This window comes from Lysinibacillus sp. NPDC097162, assembly GCF_044762185.1.
GTDB lineage: Bacteria > Bacillota > Bacilli > Bacillales_A > Planococcaceae > Lysinibacillus.
Window position 1 is genome coordinate 1 of record NZ_JBIWDT010000003.1, and the last position, 19,800, is coordinate 19,800.

18 protein-coding genes and 13 tRNA genes are annotated in these 19,800 nt (G+C 38.8%); 25 read left to right on the forward strand and 6 right to left on the reverse strand.

Annotated elements, in window-relative coordinates; genetic code table 11:
• Positions 1-11: 11 nt before the first annotated feature.
• From ACIQXW_RS14545 to ACIQXW_RS14625, 17 genes are all read left to right on the forward strand, one after another.
• A tRNA-Pro gene (locus tag ACIQXW_RS14545) sits at positions 12-88 on the forward strand.
• A 22-nt stretch (positions 89-110) separates the two neighbouring features.
• Positions 111-186, forward strand: a tRNA-Ala gene (locus ACIQXW_RS14550).
• Between the two features lie 26 nt (positions 187-212).
• Positions 213-286: transfer RNA gene (locus tag ACIQXW_RS14555), tRNA-Met, on the forward strand.
• A 7-nt stretch (positions 287-293) separates the two neighbouring features.
• Positions 294-370 (forward strand) — tRNA-Ile (locus ACIQXW_RS14560).
• Positions 371-385: 15 nt separating this feature from the next.
• Positions 386-478: transfer RNA gene (locus tag ACIQXW_RS14565), tRNA-Ser, on the forward strand.
• A 54-nt stretch (positions 479-532) separates the two neighbouring features.
• Positions 533-607, forward strand: a tRNA-Met gene (locus ACIQXW_RS14570).
• Between the two features lie 3 nt (positions 608-610).
• Positions 611-686: transfer RNA gene (locus tag ACIQXW_RS14575), tRNA-Asp, on the forward strand.
• Between the two features lie 36 nt (positions 687-722).
• Positions 723-798, forward strand: a tRNA-Phe gene (locus ACIQXW_RS14580).
• Positions 799-803: 5 nt separating this feature from the next.
• Positions 804-877 (forward strand) — tRNA-Gly (locus tag ACIQXW_RS14585).
• Positions 878-880: 3 nt separating this feature from the next.
• Positions 881-957, forward strand: a tRNA-Ile gene (locus tag ACIQXW_RS14590).
• Positions 958-961: 4 nt separating this feature from the next.
• Positions 962-1,038: transfer RNA gene (locus ACIQXW_RS14595), tRNA-Asn, on the forward strand.
• Positions 1,039-1,050: 12 nt separating this feature from the next.
• Positions 1,051-1,141: transfer RNA gene (locus ACIQXW_RS14600), tRNA-Ser, on the forward strand.
• A gap of 2 nt (positions 1,142-1,143) precedes the next feature.
• Positions 1,144-1,215: transfer RNA gene (locus ACIQXW_RS14605), tRNA-Glu, on the forward strand.
• 200 nt (positions 1,216-1,415) lie between these two features.
• Positions 1,416-2,627 carry a diaminopropionate ammonia-lyase gene (dpaL, locus tag ACIQXW_RS14610; RefSeq protein ID WP_402763229.1) on the forward strand — a complete coding sequence of 404 codons (1,212 nt, stop codon included), beginning with the start codon at positions 1,416-1,418 and terminating at the stop codon, positions 2,625-2,627.
• A 181-nt stretch (positions 2,628-2,808) separates the two neighbouring features.
• Positions 2,809-3,570, forward strand: coding sequence for a MerR family transcriptional regulator (locus tag ACIQXW_RS14615; RefSeq protein ID WP_402763232.1), 762 nt, complete (start codon positions 2,809-2,811; stop codon positions 3,568-3,570).
• 72 nt (positions 3,571-3,642) lie between these two features.
• Positions 3,643-4,092, forward strand: coding sequence for a TraR/DksA C4-type zinc finger protein (locus tag ACIQXW_RS14620; RefSeq protein WP_340822891.1), 450 nt, complete (start codon positions 3,643-3,645; stop codon positions 4,090-4,092).
• Positions 4,093-4,156: 64 nt separating this feature from the next.
• A complete protein-coding gene (locus tag ACIQXW_RS14625; RefSeq protein WP_402763236.1) occupies positions 4,157-5,083 on the forward strand; it encodes a dipeptidase in 927 nt (308 codons plus the stop codon).
• Positions 5,084-5,474: 391 nt separating this feature from the next.
• Here ACIQXW_RS14625 and ACIQXW_RS14630 read toward each other — a convergent pair whose 3' ends face one another.
• Positions 5,475-6,395: a 1,4-dihydroxy-2-naphthoate polyprenyltransferase gene (locus ACIQXW_RS14630; RefSeq protein WP_340822895.1), complete on the reverse strand. Its 921-nt coding sequence runs from the start codon at positions 6,393-6,395 to the stop codon at positions 5,475-5,477.
• Positions 6,396-6,759: 364 nt separating this feature from the next.
• Here ACIQXW_RS14630 and ACIQXW_RS14635 point away from each other — a divergent pair, with 364 nt between their 5' ends.
• From ACIQXW_RS14635 to ACIQXW_RS14660, 6 genes are all read left to right on the forward strand, one after another.
• Positions 6,760-8,145: an isochorismate synthase gene (locus tag ACIQXW_RS14635; protein ID WP_402763239.1), complete on the forward strand. Its 1,386-nt coding sequence runs from the start codon at positions 6,760-6,762 to the stop codon at positions 8,143-8,145.
• Positions 8,138-9,862, forward strand: coding sequence for a 2-succinyl-5-enolpyruvyl-6-hydroxy-3-cyclohexene-1-carboxylic-acid synthase (menD, locus tag ACIQXW_RS14640; RefSeq protein WP_402763242.1), 1,725 nt, complete (start codon positions 8,138-8,140; stop codon positions 9,860-9,862). The genes ACIQXW_RS14635 and menD overlap by 8 nt, the downstream gene beginning before the upstream one ends.
• Positions 9,850-10,659, forward strand: coding sequence for a 2-succinyl-6-hydroxy-2,4-cyclohexadiene-1-carboxylate synthase (menH, locus tag ACIQXW_RS14645; RefSeq protein ID WP_402763245.1), 810 nt, complete (start codon positions 9,850-9,852; stop codon positions 10,657-10,659). The genes menD and menH overlap by 13 nt, the downstream gene beginning before the upstream one ends.
• A 61-nt stretch (positions 10,660-10,720) precedes the next feature.
• Positions 10,721-11,539: a 1,4-dihydroxy-2-naphthoyl-CoA synthase gene (menB, locus tag ACIQXW_RS14650; protein ID WP_340822899.1), complete on the forward strand. Its 819-nt coding sequence runs from the start codon at positions 10,721-10,723 to the stop codon at positions 11,537-11,539.
• Between the two features lie 135 nt (positions 11,540-11,674).
• Complete coding sequence (locus tag ACIQXW_RS14655) at positions 11,675-13,114, forward strand: o-succinylbenzoate--CoA ligase (protein WP_402763248.1); 1,440 nt, start codon at positions 11,675-11,677, stop codon at positions 13,112-13,114.
• 803 nt (positions 13,115-13,917) lie between these two features.
• A complete protein-coding gene (locus ACIQXW_RS14660; RefSeq protein WP_401020840.1) occupies positions 13,918-15,090 on the forward strand; it encodes a transglutaminase domain-containing protein in 1,173 nt (390 codons plus the stop codon).
• A gap of 18 nt (positions 15,091-15,108) precedes the next feature.
• Here ACIQXW_RS14660 and ACIQXW_RS14665 read toward each other — a convergent pair whose 3' ends face one another.
• The 4 genes from ACIQXW_RS14665 to ytzI all read right to left on the reverse strand — a co-directional run bounded on the left by ACIQXW_RS14665 (position 15,109) and on the right by ytzI (position 17,006).
• A complete protein-coding gene (locus ACIQXW_RS14665) occupies positions 15,109-16,170 on the reverse strand; it encodes a metal ABC transporter solute-binding protein, Zn/Mn family (protein ID WP_402763251.1) in 1,062 nt (353 codons plus the stop codon).
• A 106-nt stretch (positions 16,171-16,276) separates the two neighbouring features.
• Positions 16,277-16,510 carry a membrane protein insertion efficiency factor YidD gene (yidD, locus tag ACIQXW_RS14670; protein WP_402763254.1) on the reverse strand — a complete coding sequence of 78 codons (234 nt, stop codon included), beginning with the start codon at positions 16,508-16,510 and terminating at the stop codon, positions 16,277-16,279.
• Complete coding sequence (locus tag ACIQXW_RS14675) at positions 16,507-16,668, reverse strand: hypothetical protein (RefSeq protein ID WP_340822905.1); 162 nt, start codon at positions 16,666-16,668, stop codon at positions 16,507-16,509. Before ACIQXW_RS14675 ends, yidD begins: the two co-directional genes overlap by 4 nt.
• 191 nt (positions 16,669-16,859) lie before the next feature.
• A complete protein-coding gene (gene ytzI, locus ACIQXW_RS14680) occupies positions 16,860-17,006 on the reverse strand; it encodes a YtzI protein (protein ID WP_340822907.1) in 147 nt (48 codons plus the stop codon).
• Between the two features lie 133 nt (positions 17,007-17,139).
• Between ytzI and ACIQXW_RS14685 the strand changes: the two genes are divergently transcribed.
• On the forward strand, positions 17,140-17,457 hold the full coding sequence (locus tag ACIQXW_RS14685; protein WP_340822908.1) for a transposase: 318 nt from the start codon (positions 17,140-17,142) through the stop codon (positions 17,455-17,457).
• Positions 17,458-17,492: 35 nt separating this feature from the next.
• Here the strand turns inward: ACIQXW_RS14685 and ACIQXW_RS14690 are convergent, their stop codons facing one another.
• Positions 17,493-18,962 (reverse strand): L-lactate permease, encoded by a 1,470-nt coding sequence (locus ACIQXW_RS14690; RefSeq protein WP_402763258.1) that lies wholly within the window; start codon positions 18,960-18,962, stop codon positions 17,493-17,495.
• A gap of 232 nt (positions 18,963-19,194) precedes the next feature.
• On the opposite strand from ACIQXW_RS14690, the gene ACIQXW_RS14695 reads away from it, so the two are divergent.
• Positions 19,195-19,755, forward strand: coding sequence for a helix-turn-helix domain-containing protein (locus ACIQXW_RS14695; protein ID WP_402763261.1), 561 nt, complete (start codon positions 19,195-19,197; stop codon positions 19,753-19,755).
• Positions 19,756-19,800: the final 45 nt, after the last annotated feature.

A 19,800-nucleotide genomic window follows, 5' to 3' on the forward strand; every position in this document is an offset into this window, starting at 1 on the left:
CAATAAATGAACGGGAAGTAGCTCAGCTTGGTAGAGCACTTGGTTTGGGACCAAGGGGTCGCAGGTTCGAATCCTGTCTTCCCGACCATTTCCTAGTAACATGAATTTATGGGGCCTTAGCTCAGCTGGGAGAGCGCCTGCCTTGCACGCAGGAGGTCAGCGGTTCGATCCCGCTAGGCTCCACCATAATTTATAACCAGTATAAAGATCCTGGCGGTGTAGCTCAGCTGGCTAGAGCATTCGGTTCATACCCGAAAGGTCGTGGGTTCGACTCCCTCCGCCGCCATCTTAAAGGACCTTTAGCTCAGTTGGTTAGAGCAGACGGCTCATAACCGTCCGGTCGCAGGTTCGAGTCCTGCAAGGTCCACCATTTATATAATGTTACGGAGGTATACCCAAGTTCGGCTGAAGGGATCGGTCTTGAAAACCGACAGGCGGGTAACACCGCGCGGGGGTTCGAATCCCTCTACCTCCTCCAGTTTTTATTTTGTAAATGGTGTGCTAACAACTCGATATAAATGAATATTATTTTCGCGGGGTGGAGCAGTGGTAGCTCGTCGGGCTCATAACCCGAAGGTCGTTGGTTCAAATCCGGCCCCCGCAACCAAATGGTCCCGTGGTGTAGCGGTTAACATGCCTGCCTGTCACGCAGGAGATCGCCGGTTCGATCCCGGTCGGGACCGCCATTTTTAAATAAGTTGATAGCTTAGTAAGAAGTATATGGGTCAGTAGCTCAGTTGGTAGAGCATTAGATTGAAGCTCTAAGTGTCGGCGGTTCGATTCCGTCCTGACCCACCATATACGCGGGTGTAGTTTAATGGTAAAACCTCAGCCTTCCAAGCTGATGTCGTGAGTTCGATTCTCATCACCCGCTCCAAATGGGCCTATAGCTCAGCTGGTTAGAGCGCACGCCTGATAAGCGTGAGGTCGATGGTTCGAGTCCATTTAGGCCCACCATTATTCCGAAGTAGCTCAGTTGGTAGTAGCACCTGACTGTTAATCAGGTTGTCGCAGGTTCGAGTCCTGCCTTCGGAGCCATTTTTTATTTGTGGGGAAGTACTCAAGAGGCTGAAGAGGCGCCCCTGCTAAGGGTGTAGGTCGGGTAACCGGCGCGAGGGTTCAAATCCCTCCTTCTCCGCCATTGGCCCCTTGGTCAAGCGGTTAAGACACCGCCCTTTCACGGCGGTAACACGGGTTCGAATCCCGTAGGGGTCATACTAAAACGCAGTAAATGTGAACATCACATTTGCTGCGTTTTTTTTTTTGCTAGAGTGAAAGTTTGAGAGCTAAATATAAGTGAGATTTCAGTACTTACGATTTATACATGATATTATCTACTGTTGCGCATACTATTGTTCTTTTTAATTGAATTTTCAGGTAATATAGTAATGAACGATAAATAGAGGGGGATTAGGATGAGCCATAAATTGAGATGGGTGTACAATCGGCAATATCAGTTACAGGAAAACATAGAACGAGTAGCACCTGTACTACAAAATTTCACAGTGAGACAGGTTAATCGTGTGGAACAATTTCATCGTACATATGATGGTTTCGAAAAGACACCTTTACGTAGTTTAGATTTTTTAGCATCCCATATAGGGGTCAATAAAATATTTATGAAAGATGAGTCATTTCGATTTGGCTTAAATGCATTTAAAGTTTTAGGTGGTATTTATGCAATAGGACAGTATGTTGCTCAGTTACTTGGAAAAAATATTGATGAGCTGTCATTTGAACAACTCAAGTCGCCTGAAGTAAAAGAACAACTAGGCAATTTAACCTTTATTTCAACGACAGATGGCAACCATGGGCGAGGGGTTGCTTGGGCTGCAAGAGAACTAGGCTGCAAGGCGCGGATATATATGCCGGCTGGCAGCGCCGAAGAAAGATTGCAAAATATTAAGAATGAAGGGGCCTATGCGGAAATCACGACGATGAATTATGATGATACCGTACGCTATACGTCACAGCTGGCAGAGGAAAATGGCTGGGTAATCATACAGGATACGATGTGGGAAGGCTATGAAGAAATCCCTTTATGGATTATGCAAGGCTATACAACTTTAGCGAAGGAAGCCGTCGATCAATTAGAAGAAGCACCAACCCATGTATTTTTACAGGCAGGGGTTGGTTCCTTTGCGGGAGCAGTCGTTGCTTTTCTACAACATTTTTATGGTCAGCAAGTAACAGTTGTTTTAGTAGAGCCTGAAGCAGCAAATTGCTTCTACGAAAGTTTTAAACAGGGAACGGAGCATTTTGTTACTGTCGGTGGAGAAATGCAAACGATTATGGCTGGCTTAGCATGTGGGGAGCCAAATCCCATGGCTTGGGATATTTTAAAAGCGTATACGAAAGTTAGTATTTGCTGTGATGAAAATGTAGCGGCAACGGGCATGCGTGTGTTAGCAAATCCAATTGGTTCGGATCATCGCATAGTTGCTGGCGAATCAGGTGCAGCCCCGTTCGGATGTTTTTATGAATTAATGACAAATAAGGATTACAAAGATTTAAAGGCAGCTTTGCAGTTAAATAAACAATCAAACATACTATTTGTGAATACAGAGGGAGACACGGACGTAGAAAACTACCGAAATATTGTGTGGCATGGTAAGTATGCAAAATAGTAATGAGTGAACATCTCTAGGATATTTCTGTACCAAATAGTATAAGCGACTTTTAAGAGCTATGTCTGGTAGTAAAGTAGACACTGCTCTTTTTATTTTTCCTTTAGGAGAGAATAATGTAAATAGCCCTTGACCTTAACGCTGCGTAAAGGTTTACAGTATGAATATGGAGGTGAGAGCAATGGAATATACAATTCAACAACTTGCCAAATTGTCTGGGGTCAGTACGAGAACGTTACGCTACTATGATGAAATCGATTTGCTAAAACCAGCAAGAACAAACGAGGCGGGTTATCGCTTTTATGGTCAACATGAAGTCGATATACTTCAGCAAATTTTATTTTATAGAGCACTAGATATGAAACTAGTGACGATTCACAACATTATTCATGCACCTGATTTTCAACATACTGCTGCATTAAAAACACATCGTGATGCTTTACTACAACGAAAAAAACAGCTAGATCAATTATTAAAAACAGTGGAACAAACAATTCAATCGATTGAGGGGGAACGTCCAATGACGAACGAAGAGAAATTTGATGGCTTTAAAGAGCAGCTAATTGAGGAAAATGAAAAGCAATATGGTAAAGAAATTCGTGCAAACTATGGTCAAGAAACAGTTGATGCATCGAATGCAAAATTTAGAAATTTAACAGAGGAGCAGTATAAAGCAATGCAACAATTAGAACAGCAATTATTTGAACGATTAAAAGAGGCGATGGCAATAGGAGATGTGCAAAATGATGTTTCAATGGAAGTTGCAGAGCTTCATAAACGCTGGTTGAGCTTTTCGTGGCCGCAATATACAAAGGAAGCACATGCTGGTTTAGCACAAATGTATGTAGCAGATGACCGCTTTACAGCTTATTACGATAATCATGTATCTGTTGGTGCCACTCAATTTCTGCATGATGTAATTAGAGAATATACACAAAACTAAAGGAATCCTTCTCATACTGATGTTTTAGAAATAAGTATTTAGGAAAAAATGAATGTATGAGGAGGAGATTTCATGGAACAACAAATGATAGAAAAGTTTAAAAAACAATTAGAGCAGGAATTACAGGAAATAGAGCAGCAGCTAGAGGAATCAGAGCGACCACAGGCAACAGAGCTCTCCAATTATGATAATCATCCAGCTGATAATGCGAGTGATTTAACTGATCAGCTTACAGAAATGGCTATTGATGAGCATCGTAGTGACCATGCGGAGGAAATCAAAAACGCCCTGCAAGCTATTGAAGATGGAACGTACGGCAAGTGTGCAGAATGTGGTGAAGAAATTCCGCTAGGTCGCTTAGAAGCGATGCCACATGCATTGACATGTGTAGAACATGCGGAGCAACGAGAAGATCAAATACGACCAGTAGAAGAAGAGGTACTATCAGCATTACCAAAATCCGATGATTTCGAAGAGCTTGAGGAATTTGGCTCGTCAGATACGCCATCAGATAAAATGTAAAAAATACAAGGATTTCTTCCTAATTATTCCCTTGACCAGTATAATAACTGTATGGGGTGATATCATGGAAATAATTGATTTACATTGTGATGTATTATTAAAGTTAACGACGCTAGAAGCGCCAAAATTTGTGGATGATGTGCGATTACATGCAAGTAAAGAAAGATTACAATTAGGGCAAGTAAAGGCGCAGGTATTCGCTATTTTTATCGACCCTAAGACACCACAAAATATGCAATTTTTAGAGGTAATGCGTCAAATTGAAGCATTCCATACACAAGTGTTACAAACTGAAGGCATGGTGCATATTACGGAATGGTCACAACTAAATACTTTAGCGCCTCATGAAATTGGTGCTATTTTAAGTTTAGAAGGCTGTAGTGCAATTGGTGAGGATATTACAAAGCTGTCGGCAATTTTGGATGCTGGTGTAATGTTGGTAGGACTCACATGGAATGAAGAAAATGGTGTAGCCTATGGCGCTGAGCAGGATGCTAGTCTTGGGTTAAAACCTTTCGGCAGAGAGGTTATCAATATGCTAAATGAACGGGATATAATTATCGATGTATCCCATTTAAACGAGCAAGGATTCTGGGATTTGCTTCCATTGGCAAAGCATCTTGTTGCAAGCCATAGCAATGCACGTGCGATTTGCGACCACCCACGTAATTTAACAGATAAACAGGCAAAGGCACTTGTAGAGCATGGAGGTCATATTCATTTAGTCTACTTCCCGCATTTTATTGGGGACAATGCAACAATGGATGATTTAATTGCGCATGTGAAGCATCTGGCAAGTATCGTTGGGGTTGAGCATCTCGGAGTAGGTTCTGATTTTGACGGAATAGATGTTACTGTTAAAGGGCTCGCTCACGCAGGTGAAGCGCAAAATTTATTAGAGCGTTTACGAGAGCATTTTACAGATGAAGAAGTTCGTGGGATCGCGCACAATAACTTTAGACAATATATAAAAAAAGCAGCAACCAAATAAGGTTGTTGCTTTTCATTTTTTAAAAATATATCTAGATGACTACTGCCGTTGATTTCCGCTACGGGCGGACGCTTTCCGCGGGCACAACGTAAGTCACAACCGTCGCAGTCGCGCCGTTTGTTGCGTCTTACGTTTTGTGCTGTTCCCGCAGGAGTCGCCACCCTTCGCTCCAATCAACTAAAAATTGTGTGAGTGACTGGCACTAAGCATCTTATAAATAAGAAGTACTGCCACAGTTGATTTCCCCTATGAGAGACGCCTTCCCTGGGCCGCCACCCTCCGCTCCAATTAACTGAACAAGTGGGTAAAGATACGCTCTTTAATAACTATCAAAAGAATAAAAAATGACAACAGCCATTAAGATGAACATCTTAATGGCTGTTGTCTAATATTAATAAAAGAAATAATTCACTAACAATCCGATTCCTAATAGGAAACCGAAGAATGTATTTGTTTGCGCTGTATATTTCATCGCTGGCATTACTTCCTTGGCTTCTTTTTTATCGCGGAAAATTTGGATAGCACGTAACGGCTTCGGTATACTTAGGAAAATAATAAGCGCCCAAAAAGTAATACCATCAATTGCTACTAATGCAATGACCCATAGGTACGAAACGATGAAAAAGCCAGATAATACAGAAATAGCACGGTCACGGCCTACTAAGATGGCAAGCGTTTTACGTCCACCTTCTGTATCCCCAACGATATCACGAATATTATTAGATAGCATAATGCCACCAACTAAAATCATACTCGGAATAGAAAGTAAAACCGCATCTAATGTTACAGTAAGTGTTTGAATATAAAAGGCGATTAAGACAATACCCATACCCATGACTGCCCCTGAAACAAGCTCTCCAAATGGTGAATATGCGATAGGATATGGTCCTCCTGTATATAGAAAACCAATCAGCATACAAACTAGTCCAACTGCAACAAGCCACCAAGAAGTTGAGGCACAAATATAAATGCCAAGAAGCATGGCTAGTGCATAAAAGCTTAAAGCAATCATCATAATTGTTTTCGGCTGCACACCGTGACGGACAATCGTGCCGCCAATGCCGACAGAATGTTCATTATCTAATCCTAGCTTGTAATCATAATATTCGTTGAACATATTAGTTGCTGCTTGAATTAGCATACTAGCAATCAGCATAGCAAAAAATAGTCCAAAATTAATTGTTTCTTTTTCAATTGCAAGAGCAATCGCTGTTCCTAAAAATACTGGAACGAATGAAGCGGTTAAAGTATGTGGGCGCGTTAAATGCCACCAAACTTTAAAACCCCTATCAGCTTCAATGACTTTGGTCATAAGGTCTTTCTCTCCTTCAACTATTGTAGACTCTTCTTATTTTATACGAAGAAAGAGAAAATGGATAGGTTCACAGCTTATTACATACAGTTATGTTTAAAAAAATGATACAATAGTACATGCATTTGAGAGATGGGAATATAAATTAAGCTAATCGTAGCAGTAGAAAGACTAAAGCCGTCAAACAAATAGGACGGCTATTTTAGCGCAATAAGTAATGCTAAAGACGGATGTCACAGATGTTTTTGTGTGTGAAATCGAAGCGACAGACGTATGATGTTATATACGTGGGATTTATAGCAACACGTACTATGACGCGAAAACATAATTGATTATGTACATTGCAATAACGGAGGTAATTTTCATGCAACAGAAGTGGTACCAAGCCACAGAAGTAGAAGTGGACTCTTTGGGCCAAAACCTTCATTTTTATATGGAAACAATCGAAGTAAGTCGCTTATCGGCTCTTGCATTTTATGCAGCGGGCGAGGAGCGTTATAAAGGTGAACGATTTTATTGGCAAAATAGAGAAAAAACAATGACATTAGTTGGGCTAGGACATGCCCATACAATTCAAAATAACGCAAAAAGTGACCGCTTTGATGCTGTAGAGGCAGAATGGAAAAGCTTAACGAAAAATTGCGTAAAAGGTCAGGCTGAACTACAACCAATTTTGTTTGGTGGTTTTACATTTGATCCTCAAAATAGTGTGAATGGTGAGTGGACAGACTTTCCAGAGGCTTATTTTGCCTTGGCAACGTATCAGCTCGTATTACGTGATGACAAAGCCTATGTAAGCATAAACCTTATCGCAAAAGCGACGCAGGCAGATGGACAATTTGAAGCGTTGCGTAAAGAGCGAGATCATTTAATCCATGCTGCACAAGTAAAAGAAGTGAAAATGTATGCGAAGCCTGAAATAAATGATTATTTCGAGCCCTATAAGGAACCATATTTAGCGTCAATTGACCAGGTAACAGCACTGATTAAAGCAAAGCAAGCAGATAAAGTCGTAATAGCACGATCACTTGCACTGCAATTTAAGGAACAAGTAACTTCACCTCAAGTATTAGCTCAAATTATTCACGAACAGCCTGAAAGTTATTTGTTTGGGCTAGAGTGGAAAGATTTATTATTTTTTGGAGCATCTCCAGAGCGACTTGTAAAAGTGGAAAATGGTCTTGCCTACTCATCATGCGTTGCAGGGTCAATTCAACGAGGTAAAACAGCTGAGGAAGATAACGCATATGGACAAAGCTTATTAAATGATCCGAAAAATGGTGGCGAACATCAATATGTAGTCGATATGATTGCGGATACGTTCCGTAAAAACTGTGTTGCGATGAAAATACCAGATGGACCACGCTTATTAAAAATTAGAGATATTCAACATTTATATACACCAGTTGAAGGTCAGCTTAATAACGAGGCAACCATTTTACAGTTAACGAAGCATTTGCATCCAACGCCAGCTTTAGGCGGTGTGCCAAGAAAAGAGGCAATGACTGCTATACGTAAATACGAGCCGATGAATCGCGGGCTTTATGCTGCACCAATTGGTTGGTTAGATGCAGAGGGGAATGGGGAATTCGCTGTTGCGATTCGTTCAGCAGCTTTAATAAAAGATAAAGCTTATTTATATGCAGGTGGCGGTATTGTAGCTGATTCAGAGCCACAATCTGAATATGAGGAAACATTAGTGAAATTCCGTCCGATGCTTCGAGCGTTAGGAGGACAAGTACATGAGTGAACGGAAAATATTGACTGATTATGTTTATAAAATGGTTGCATCCCTAGTGCAGGCAGGTGTCCAACATGTTGTTGTAAGCCCAGGATCACGTTCGACACCATTAGCCTATGCTTTTGCCTCAACAAAGCAACTGACAATGTACCGACAAGTAGATGAACGAGCGGCTGCATTTTTTGCGCTAGGGATTGCTAAGTCTACTGCTAAGCCAGTCGTGTTGTTATGTACATCAGGCACTGCTGCTGCAAACTATTATCCTGCTATTGTAGAAGCAAGTTATGCGCGAGTACCTTTAATTGTCATAACAGCAGATCGACCACATGAATTACGTGAGGTAGGAGCACCACAGGCTATTAATCAGACAAATTTATATGGGGCACATGTAAAGTGGAGTGTTGATTTTCCGCTTGCGGATGGTGCTGCACCGACATTGCCGTTTATCGAGCGTCATATCGCACGTGCATTAGCTATTGCAACTAGTGCACCTTTTGGTCCAGTGCATATTAATGTACCGTTCCGTGAACCGTTGCTCATTGATTTTCGTGATGAACTTCCAGATGTTACGTTTAAGCAAAGTAATATTGGACAGTTAACACCATCAAAGGATACTCAGCTAGAACTTGCATCTATATTACGACAAACGAAAAAAGGATTTGTCATTGTTGGTGAGCTACCGCTAGGAACAGATTTAACTGTTATGTGGGAGTTTGTGCGCCAATTAAAATGGCCAATTATTGTTGAGAGTCTATCAAATATGCGTACTTCCGTACCAAATGATTGTCTACCATATGTGATTACTACATATGATGCAATTATGAAAAATGATGACTTTAAAGCGCTTGTCGAACCTGAAACAGTTCTTCGCCTAGGAGCTCAGCCTGTATCGAAGTTTATTATGCAATTTATTACAAAAACACAGCCACAAGCTTATATTGTTGTTGATGAAGACCCGATGTTCCGTGATTCTACAGGGGTATCAACACATTTCCTACATGCGAGCATTGGCGAATGGCTTGTCCAATTAGATCTTTCTGAAACAGCGCTAGAAGCGGCATATTTAGCGGAATGGCAAGATGCCAATGACATCGCACTTGAATATATTGAGCACTATGCAGAAGGAGCAATTGACGAGGGAGCAATGGTAAGTCGCTTACTTGAATTAATTCCAAATGGCAGTGATGTATTCGTCAGCAGTAGTATGCCAATTCGTGATATCGATACATTTTTAATGACAACATCAAAAGATATTCGTGTTTTTGCAAACCGTGGGGCTAATGGTATTGATGGTGTTGTATCAACTGCGATGGGTTTAAGTCAAGGAAATAACCGTGAAACGTATTTGCTGATTGGAGATTTAGCCTTTTTACATGATGTAAATGGTCTAATAGCTTCACGCTATCAAGCATGTAATATAACAATTATTGTGATGAATAACGATGGCGGTGGTATTTTCTCTTATTTACCACAATCCACTGTAGATGCTCATTATGAGAATTTATTTGGTACACCGACTGCGCTCGAATTTCAAGAAATTGCTCGCATGTATGATATGGACTACATCTGCATCGAGGATATTGCACAATTAGTACCTAAGTTTAATATGGTGAAAAAAGGTCCATTACGATTAATCGAAATTTTTACAGATCGTGAAGAAAACGTTTATGCACATCGCGCTCTTTGGAATCGTATTAATGCAGGGTTAAAAGCATGGCAAAGCTAATAATTCGTGGTCTTGAGACACATGTAGATATTTGGAATGAAGCAGCAGGGCAAACAATTGTTGCCCTGCATGGCTTTACTGGAAGTACCGCTACATGGCGAAATTTGGCGAAGGATCTTCCGCATATACGTATCGTAGCAATTGATTTAATCGGTCATGGTCAAACAGCTGTGCCGGAACAAGATAGCCGCTTTACAATGGATGAACAATTGCGTGATTTAGAGGAGATTTTTAGTCAATTACAATTAGAGAGATTTACATTGCTTGGCTATTCAATGGGTGGACGTATAGCATTATCCTATACGATAGCTTACCCGCATCGTGTTGAGAAGTTATTGTTAGAAAGTGCTTCTCCTGGTTTGCGAACATCAAAAGAGCGTATTGAGCGTTGTGAGCGTGATGATGCGTTAGCAACGAAAATTACGAATAATGGTTTACAGTCCTTCGTTCATGCGTGGGAAAATATACCGTTATTCGAGTCGCAAAAACGGTTATCTAATAATGCAAGACAAGTTGTACGATCAGAGCGATTGGCTCAAAGTGAAATGGGCTTGGCTGGCAGTTTACGGGGAATTGGAACTGGCATGCAGCCGTCAAATTGGGGAAATTTAACACAATTAGAATTACCTGTGTTATTAATTACAGGGTCGTTAGATGTTAAATTTTGTAATATCGCATTAGAAATGAAAGCGTTATTAAAAAATGGAAAGCATATGACAGTAAATGACGTTGGACATGCAATTCATGTGGAAAATCCAGCTGAATTTGCTACAATAGTAAATGAGTATTTAACGTAATGTTTTTTACGTTAGCGCCTCATCTTAGTTATGAGGCGAATTTTAATTAGGAGGTATTTCAATGACACGTCAATGGACTACATTACATACTTACGAAGATATTAAGTATGAGTTTTATAACGGTATCGCTAAAGTAACGATTAACCGTCCTGAAGTGCGCAATGCATTTAGACCAAAAACAGTCATGGAAATGATTGATGCATTTTCTCGTGCCCGCGATGACAAAAACGTAGGTGTTATCATTTTAACAGGTGAAGGCGAGCAAGCTTTCTGCTCAGGTGGTGACCAAAAGGTACGTGGCCATGGTGGCTATGTAGGAGATGATGAAATTCCACGCTTAAACGTACTTGATTTACAACGTTTAATCCGTGTTATTCCAAAACCAGTAGTAGCGATGGTTGCTGGTTATGCAATCGGTGGAGGACACGTATTACATGTTGTATGTGACCTTACAATCGCAGCAGACAATGCTCGTTTCGGACAAACTGGTCCAAAAGTTGGTTCATTTGATGCTGGTTACGGTTCAGGCTATCTTGCACGTATTATCGGTCATAAAAAGGCTCGTGAAATTTGGTACCTTTGCCGTCAATACGATGCACAACAAGCGCTTGATATGGGCTTAGTAAACACAGTTGTTCCTTATGCACAATTGGAAGACGAAACTGTGCAATGGTGTGAAGAAATGCTACAAATGTCTCCTACAGCTCTACGCTTCCTAAAAGCGGCTATGAATGCTGATACAGACGGCTTAGCTGGTCTTCAACAAATGGCAGGCGATGCTACACTTCTTTACTACACTACTGATGAAGCAAAAGAAGGTCGTGACGCATTTAAAGAAAAACGTCAACCAGACTTCGGTCAATTCCCAAGATTCCCTTGATTCGGAATGGTGGAAGGCTCGTATCTCTATGTAGATACGAGCTTTTTCTATTTTTATAAAGGGGAGACAGACGAATAGACCGATGATGGAAAAAGCGGTACCATTATCATTGTAAATGATCGGAGGAAGCAAATAATGTACCCAAACTGGATTTTGCAGCGTGCGTATGTAACGCCATTACGTAGCGCTCTCACATATGAAGGACAAACATGGACGTTTCAACAATTAAATGAGCTATCTTTAAAACGTGCTCGGCAATTATCAGCAATAAATATCAAGCAAGGGCAACGTATCGCTATTATGGGGCCGAGTACGCCTGCACTTGTAGTGATGATGTATGCTTGTATGCATTTGCAATGTGAAATGGTAATGCTTAATCGTAGGCTTTCTCAAGCCGAAATCGCTTATCAACTAGAAGATTCACAAGCAGAGGTAGTGCTAGTTGCAGATGAAGATGTAGCAAAATTACCGCCCCATACGTCTTATCATATATTTACTGCAATAGAAAATGGTGCAGAACAATCTGTTGATATTGCAAAAGAATGGTCACTCAATCAAACAACATCCATTATGTATACGTCTGGGACGACAGGCTTCCCAAAGGGGGTTCGTCAAACGGTTGGCAATCACCAGGCAAGTGCAACAGCTTCTGTTCTCAACATAGGCTTACAAGCCGATGATGTTTGGTTGTGTGCAGTACCATTATTCCATATAAGTGGATTTTCGATTTTAGTTCGTTCATTGTTATACGGCAATAAAGTACAGCTATACGAGCATTTTAATGTGGATGCTATTGCACAAAACATAATGGATGGCGATGTTACACATATGTCAGTGGTCGCTGTTACATTAGAACGCATACTAAATACACTTGAGCTAAACAATGCGGTAGCTTCACCGCGATTTAAATTGATGCTAGCAGGTGGTGGTCCTGTGCCAATAGATTATTTAAAACGGGCGAATGCACTACATTTAGCCGTAGCACAAACATATGGTATGACAGAAACTTCATCGCAAACAGCAACACTAGCAAGTGAAGATGCTATGAAAAAAATCGGTTCTGCAGGCAAGCCATTATTTTTTAATCAAATAAAAATTTCAGCACCAAATGGGCAAGGTGAGGGTGAAATTTGTATTAGAGGCCCACATGTAACGCCTGGATACATTGGGCGCTTTGCCGAAAGAAGTTCCACCGAGGAGGGCTGGCTTCATACTGGAGATATTGGCTACATGGATGAGGAAGGCTATTTGTTTGTTGTCGATCGTCGTGCAGATTTAATTATTTCTGGTGGTGAAAATATTTATCCAGCTGAGATAGAAAATGTTCTATTGGCGCATCCTGCAATTCAGGAAGCGGGGGTGTGCGGCATCGATGATGAGAAATGGGGACAGGTTCCAATAGCTTTTGTTGTTTTAAAGGAACAGATAGATATAGAAATTTTACAGCAATATTGTGAAAAGAAACTAGCTAAATATAAAGTCCCTAAACAATTCATTATTATCGATGAACTTCCACGTAATGGAGCAAATAAGCTGCTAAGAAGAAAATTATTAGAATTACTTTCAACTGAATAACTTTCATTAATTTAAAGTGCCAGTCACCCAAACAATTCTGGCAATTTCAAATTTAATTAACACCGTAAGAACAGAAAATCCACGGACTCCCATAGTGCCAGTCACTCACATAATTTCGAATCTTATAGCCTAGCTAGTGTCATATCCAAGTAAAAATCCACGAAGACTCCTGCGAGAACACACGCAATGTAAGACGCAACAGACGACGCGAAAGCGACGGTTGCGGCTTACACCGTGCCCCGCGGAAAGCGAAGTGGATTTTTCCGGTTTGAGAAACCTATGTTCTATTAGGTGTCTATACCATAGTGCCAGTCACTCAAACAATTTAGAATCTTATAGCATTGCAAGTGACATATCCAAGTAAAAATCCACGAAGACTCCTGCGGGAATACACGCAATGTAAGACGCAACAGATGACGCGAAAGCGACGGTTGCGGCTTACAACGTGCCCGCGGAAAGCGAAGTGGATTTTTACGTTTTGAGAAGCCTATGTTCTATTAGGTGTCTATGCTAAGTACCAGTCATTCAACAAACCGCCAGAAAGCGCAGTGGATTTTTTAAGACATAAAAATTCGGGTATTATGCTGATATAGAAGAAATTATGAAGAGTCCTGTAATTTCTATTACATTCACGCATTTTGCCGACATTGCTTTATTTTCCTCGTCACTGTACAACTACGTAGTTTTTCACCATACAATCCCATTAAATTTTTAAATCCTCATTTTTTTAGATTAAATTAATGATTCATTAACATAATAAGTAATGGGCGGCATAAACTATTTAGTAAAGGAGAATGACTCATATGAGAAAATATATATATAATGTTGTCATTATATTATTTGTTTTACAAATGAGTCATGTGCAAGTATTCGCAAATTATGAACAACAAAATATAGCAACGGCTAATTCAATAGAAACATTACAACAGCAAATTCAGAATGAAGTGATGCAATTGTCTACTGAATTTGATATTCGATACACTGGTAATATATCTGACTTAAAAGACCAACTAACAGAGCTTATAAAACATGCCATTACAGATCCATATATTTACGCCAATATTTCTAGTTTCAAATGGAAATATGATGGCTATGCAAATAATATTGTCATTCAATTTCAATTTACCTATCATATCTCACAGGAAGAGGAGGCATTTGTCGAGCAAAATTTGACAACTATTGTTGCATCTATGCATGGATTAAGCAAACTGGAGAAAATACAGGCTGCACATGATTATATCGTCTTAACTTCTGAGTATTCAAAGGATAGTGAAGGAAGTCAGTATTCCCCATACACGTTGCTAACTGAAAACAAGGGTGTATGTCAGGCCTATGCTTTAGTACTATATCGGATGTTAGAGATGCTAGACTTTGAAGTACAATATGTACCAGGTAAAGTGGGAGAACAATTGCATGCATGGGTATTAGTGAAGCTTGATAATGAGTGGTACCATATTGATGTTACATGGGATGATCCATTGCCCGATCATAAGGGCGAGGTACGCTATAATTATTTTCTCGTTTCTGATAAGCAACTAGCACAAGATCATACATGGGATTATGCAAGTTTTCCAGCGGCAACAAGTGAGAAATATGCTGATTGGCAGCAAATAACTAAAGTTGAAGTTCTTACGAAACCTTTAACTAATTATTTAAATTATAATAGAGGGCTCGCTATGCTAGAAGAAAATACACTTCATATAAAACAATTAGTAGAACCAACGCCTCTGTTATTCAATCAGGATCAAAATAACAGCAAGTCTGTTCAAATAGTTTTCGATGAACAAAATGAAAAATTCATTCTACAGAGAAGTTTTACGCTTCGTCCGATTTTTGTGAATGTAAAAACGAATGCTAAAGTTGGACAAAAGAGGCTCATTAGCGTTGACAGAACTGAAAAGAGAATGCCACAAGAAAAATACGTCATAATAAAGGAGGTGTCCCCTTTGCTTGGGGCACCTCCTTCTTCATATTAACAACTAAGTTTTTTTGTATTACTTATGCTCATTAAGTGCCTTCTCTAATGTTTGCATATTTTTCTTCATCAATGTAAAGTACGTTTCATTATTTTTTACATCATCGCTTGTTAACACACTTAAATTATGCAATACAAGTGATTGAGCACCAACTTCTTTTTGAATGACTTCTGCTAATTTAGAAGAAACATTTTGCTCGAATAAAATGTAATGAATATTTAAGTCATTCGCTTTATCGACAATTGCTGTTAGTTCTTTTTGAGAAGGTTCATTTTGTGAGTTTAAGCCTGCAATTGGGACTTGTGTTAAACCATATTGGCCAGCGATGTAGCCAAATGCTGCATGTGACACAAAAAATGTCTTGTCTTGAGTTGCATCAGCCATCGCTTTGTATTCACTGTCTAAATCTTGTAGCTCTTTTACTAGAGCTTCATAATTTGCTGTAAATGTCGCTTCTTGTGCTGGCATTTTTTCAACTAATGTATTTTTAATAGATAGTGCTAAATCTTGACTAATAATAGGCGAGAGCCATACGTGCGGATCGACACTACCATGATCATGAGCTTCATGCTCATCATGATGATCTTCCTCAGTTGCATCATGAGCTTCATGCTCATCATGGTGATCTTCTTCAGTTGCATCATGTTCATGGTCATGATCAGCTTCATCTTCTTCGTCATGCGAATGGCCAGTGCTAACCGCTAATTTTTCATCGGAAATTTGAGCTGCAGTCGCAACCATTGTAACGTCTTCCTTGGCTAAAGTTTTTTTAGCATTTTCAACAAAGCCCTCAAGCCCTAAGCCGATGTAAAAAAATATATTCGCATCTGCTAATTTCATCATATCTTTTTGTGTTGGCTCAAATGTATGCTCGTTTGTACCAGGAGGATAAATAGAAGACACTTCTACAAAATCGCCACCGATTCGCTCTGTAAAATAGCTCAATGGATAGACAGTTGTGTATACGGATAACTTGTCTTTATTGTCCGTCGTCTGTTTCGATGTAGATGATTTATCACCGCAGGCAGCTGTAAATAATGCAAGCACAGTAATTAAGAAAAATAGAAATACTTTTTTCATATGTTAGATACCTCTTTCAAATAGTAATCATTACGATTTATTTTTTTGACAGTTTCTATAATAACGCACATCGGAAAAAAGTACAAGAAAAAATGACCTTCGAAAATTAATTCTTTTTCGAAGGCCATTTTTCAGGCACAGGATCAAAGCCACCAGGATGAAGTGGCTGGCATTTTAAAATACGTATTACGGTTAATATTAGACCTTTAATAGCACCGTGCTTTTGAAAAGCTTCTAGTCCGTATGAGGAGCATGTTGGATAGAAGCGGCACGTTGGTGGCGTCATAGGTGAGATGAATTTTCTGTAAAACTGAATGAGCCATATAAAGGGAAATTTCATGCTTGACCATCCTTGTGATGTGAATTTGATTGCTCAGGCTTAGCATCAATTGTTTGTGTAAAAAAGTCGCCTTTTTTCTTGAGAATGACAATGACGGAGACTCCAAACATTAGCATCATCATGGCAATCATAATTATTATTGGTAATGGCACACCCATTGTTTTCACTCCAATTTCTATTCGTTATTGTAATTATAAAAGATGATCTTAAGAATGTGTTTATAATTTGCTTGGCTAGGTTCAAACGATAGCTGAAACAAATTAAGGCCCTGCGACTGTCAACAGATTTTTACAGAAGTTTTCTGATCGGGCTATATAAATCTGGTGCAATTACGTCGAGGCGTAATTGATTATTCATCGTGTTGATGAAAACTTTGATTAGGCTTTTCATCAACCGTATGCTTAAAGGCATAAGCACGATTGACACTTACAATGGTAGCAATTGTAACTAAAACAACGATTATGATTGCTACCGTTAAGAGCGAGACTAAACTCATTGCATTCACTCCGTTCTTGTTCATTATACCTATTATAAAATAGATGCTCTAGTTTAGTTGTGAAGGAAGTTTGACATTCCAGCGAATAAAACATTCTGTTTACCACCATACTATGGAAAAAGGGGTGTTATAAATGGATCGTCAGCGTGTATATTTTTCACTTGCTCAAAAAACATATTATACAAATCCATACGAGGGTCAATGGAATTTCGAGCTCAACGTAGATCGACAAGCATTGGATGTTTTCGAAAAAATATTTCAACAAATGCAACTATTAGAAATTGCGAATGGATGGCGTGCGCAATTACCTTATTTGCAATATCATTTGGACAGAGAAAATGACGAATTAGATTTACGGTTAAAGAAAATTTACGCACTCATTCATGAATATGGAGATGACGATACAAAGGAATTTGTAGAACAGCTTCCATATTTCAATAAACGTGTCTAGCTTTTTATGCTAGACATTTTTTTATCTTAAATATTTTATTTTAGAAATAGTAATTGGAAAATGATTTCTATAAAAATAATGGCAAGCGTACCAATACTAACTATAGCCATTTTTATTTGAATGTTGTTTTCAAGTGTAGTTATATTACAAACAGAACAGCTTAACGCGACTCTAGAAGGGTTTACCATTGTCATTAATGATGAACTAACATTTTGGATACAAGCGAGTAAAGTGGGAGAAGCTCCAATCTGTATCGCAGTTTCTGTTTGTAATCGAATAAACATCGTATTTGAAGCCGTATTACTACCAGTTAAAAAACCCCCCGTAGCGCCAATTAAAGGTGTAATGAATATAAAAAGTGAACCAAAAGAATGTGCAGCAGTTAAAGATAGTAGCTGAATCATCTTTGCCTCTGACATCATTTCTGAAACAACAATATATAAAAAAGTAGTAAGCAATACTGGGTAACATTTATTGATTGTTAATTTAATGCTATCGATTATTGATGCGCTATTTAAACGGAATAATATACATGTAAAAAGACAAACAATGAAGAGAAAAAATCCAGGCGAATATAAAAAAGATAACTGAAAATGATAAGACTTTATTGTTACGGTAAATAGGTGAGTTAAAAAATCTTTAATGGGCGGAATGGTTCTTGAAATGAACAATAAAACGATTAACAGCAAATATGGAGAAATATTTTTTAACAATGCATTAGAACGATGCTGATTGCTCCTATTGTGTAAAGTAATCATCATAAAAATTGTTATGATAACTGTTAATGAGCCAACTAAACCTGCAAGCTCCACACTGATAAAACGATTACAAATCCACACGCTTAAACCTAATAGCAATCCAATCCATAGTATTTGCAATTGTTTCTTTTTCATTGCTTTTTTTCCCACTCCAATATAAGTAACTAAAAAGGCGAAATAAATATAAATAGGGATACACAGAAGGGCACTACCAACACCTAAATCCTCTAAGGGAATGTTTCCTAATGATGCACCAATCATTGTGCCCATCGCTAACGTCCCCCAAGGAATTATACATAAACTAATTAATGCAATGAGGGAAGATTGGATCGCATTAAATTTTAAAGCTATTAAAATAGGTGCAATAACAATTACCGCTAAGCCAAAGCCACTAACAGATTCAATTAAAGGTGAGAGCCCTAAAGCTAATAACAACACTTGATACGTTTTGTCATCGGTAGAGGTGGCGATGGCAGTAGCTATTTTTTGTATCGCTCCTGATTTCTCCATTAAATGAAATAATAAAATGCCAAAAAATAAAATATAAATTACTGGCACTGTTGTAAGAAAACTTTTGATGAAAGGTTTAGGAAGCAACACGACGCTGGTGTGAAATACAGGAGAAATAGCGATAACGGTTGTAAGTATGCAAGCGACAGTGCCAGTAAAAATAGAAGATTTTTTTAAAATGAATATCATAAATAAAATACTAACTAAAGGTAATAGTGCTAAAACGACTTTTATCATTGAACAACACTCCTATGTACTATTTATTCGCTTTAGTATATTTTATTTTCACTAAAGTGTAAATATGTAATGTTGGTAATTTTTCTGTATTGAGGGGAACCATCTTATAAGTTGATTGTTGTAGATAATGTACAATATCATAGTAGAAGGGCAATCTCTGAAATAAAAATTTCACTAAAGTAAAAATAATAGTAGGACGAACAATAACGAAGTAGTGAGAGGAGCTTTTATAATGGGATTTGGAAAGCAAGTAAATGCTATTAGAAAAAAAAATAAGATGACATTACAGGAGCTTTCAGTCGTCAGTAACGTGAGTGCCTCGATGCTATCTCAAATTGAAAGAGAAGAAAAAAATCCAACGATTCAAATAGCTTGTCAAATTGCGGAGGCATTAAATACAACGCTTTCTGCTTTGTTAGATCAACAGGAAAAAAGGGATATTGTAGTTATAAGAAAAGATGAACGCCCAATATATGTCGACGAAAAGTCTGGGTTTCAACGTCATTTATTATCACCTTCCGTTCCTTCTAGAGGCATTGAGTTTGTTTTAAATATCATTCCAGCCAATAAAGAATCGGGTATATTTCCTGCACATAAATCAGGCGTAAAAGAGTATATTTTTGTTAAAAGCGGGAAGTTACGTGTTGAATTAGGACGCGGCACTTTTTATGAAGAATTAGAAGCAGGGGATTCCTTCTTTTTTGAAGCGGATACAGAGCATCGATTTATCAATATAACAAATGAAGAATGTCACTATTTCCTTGTAATTGATTCCTCACAGTATATGAAATAAAGTCAGCAGAACGTAATGAATACATTCGTTACAATATAATAATAG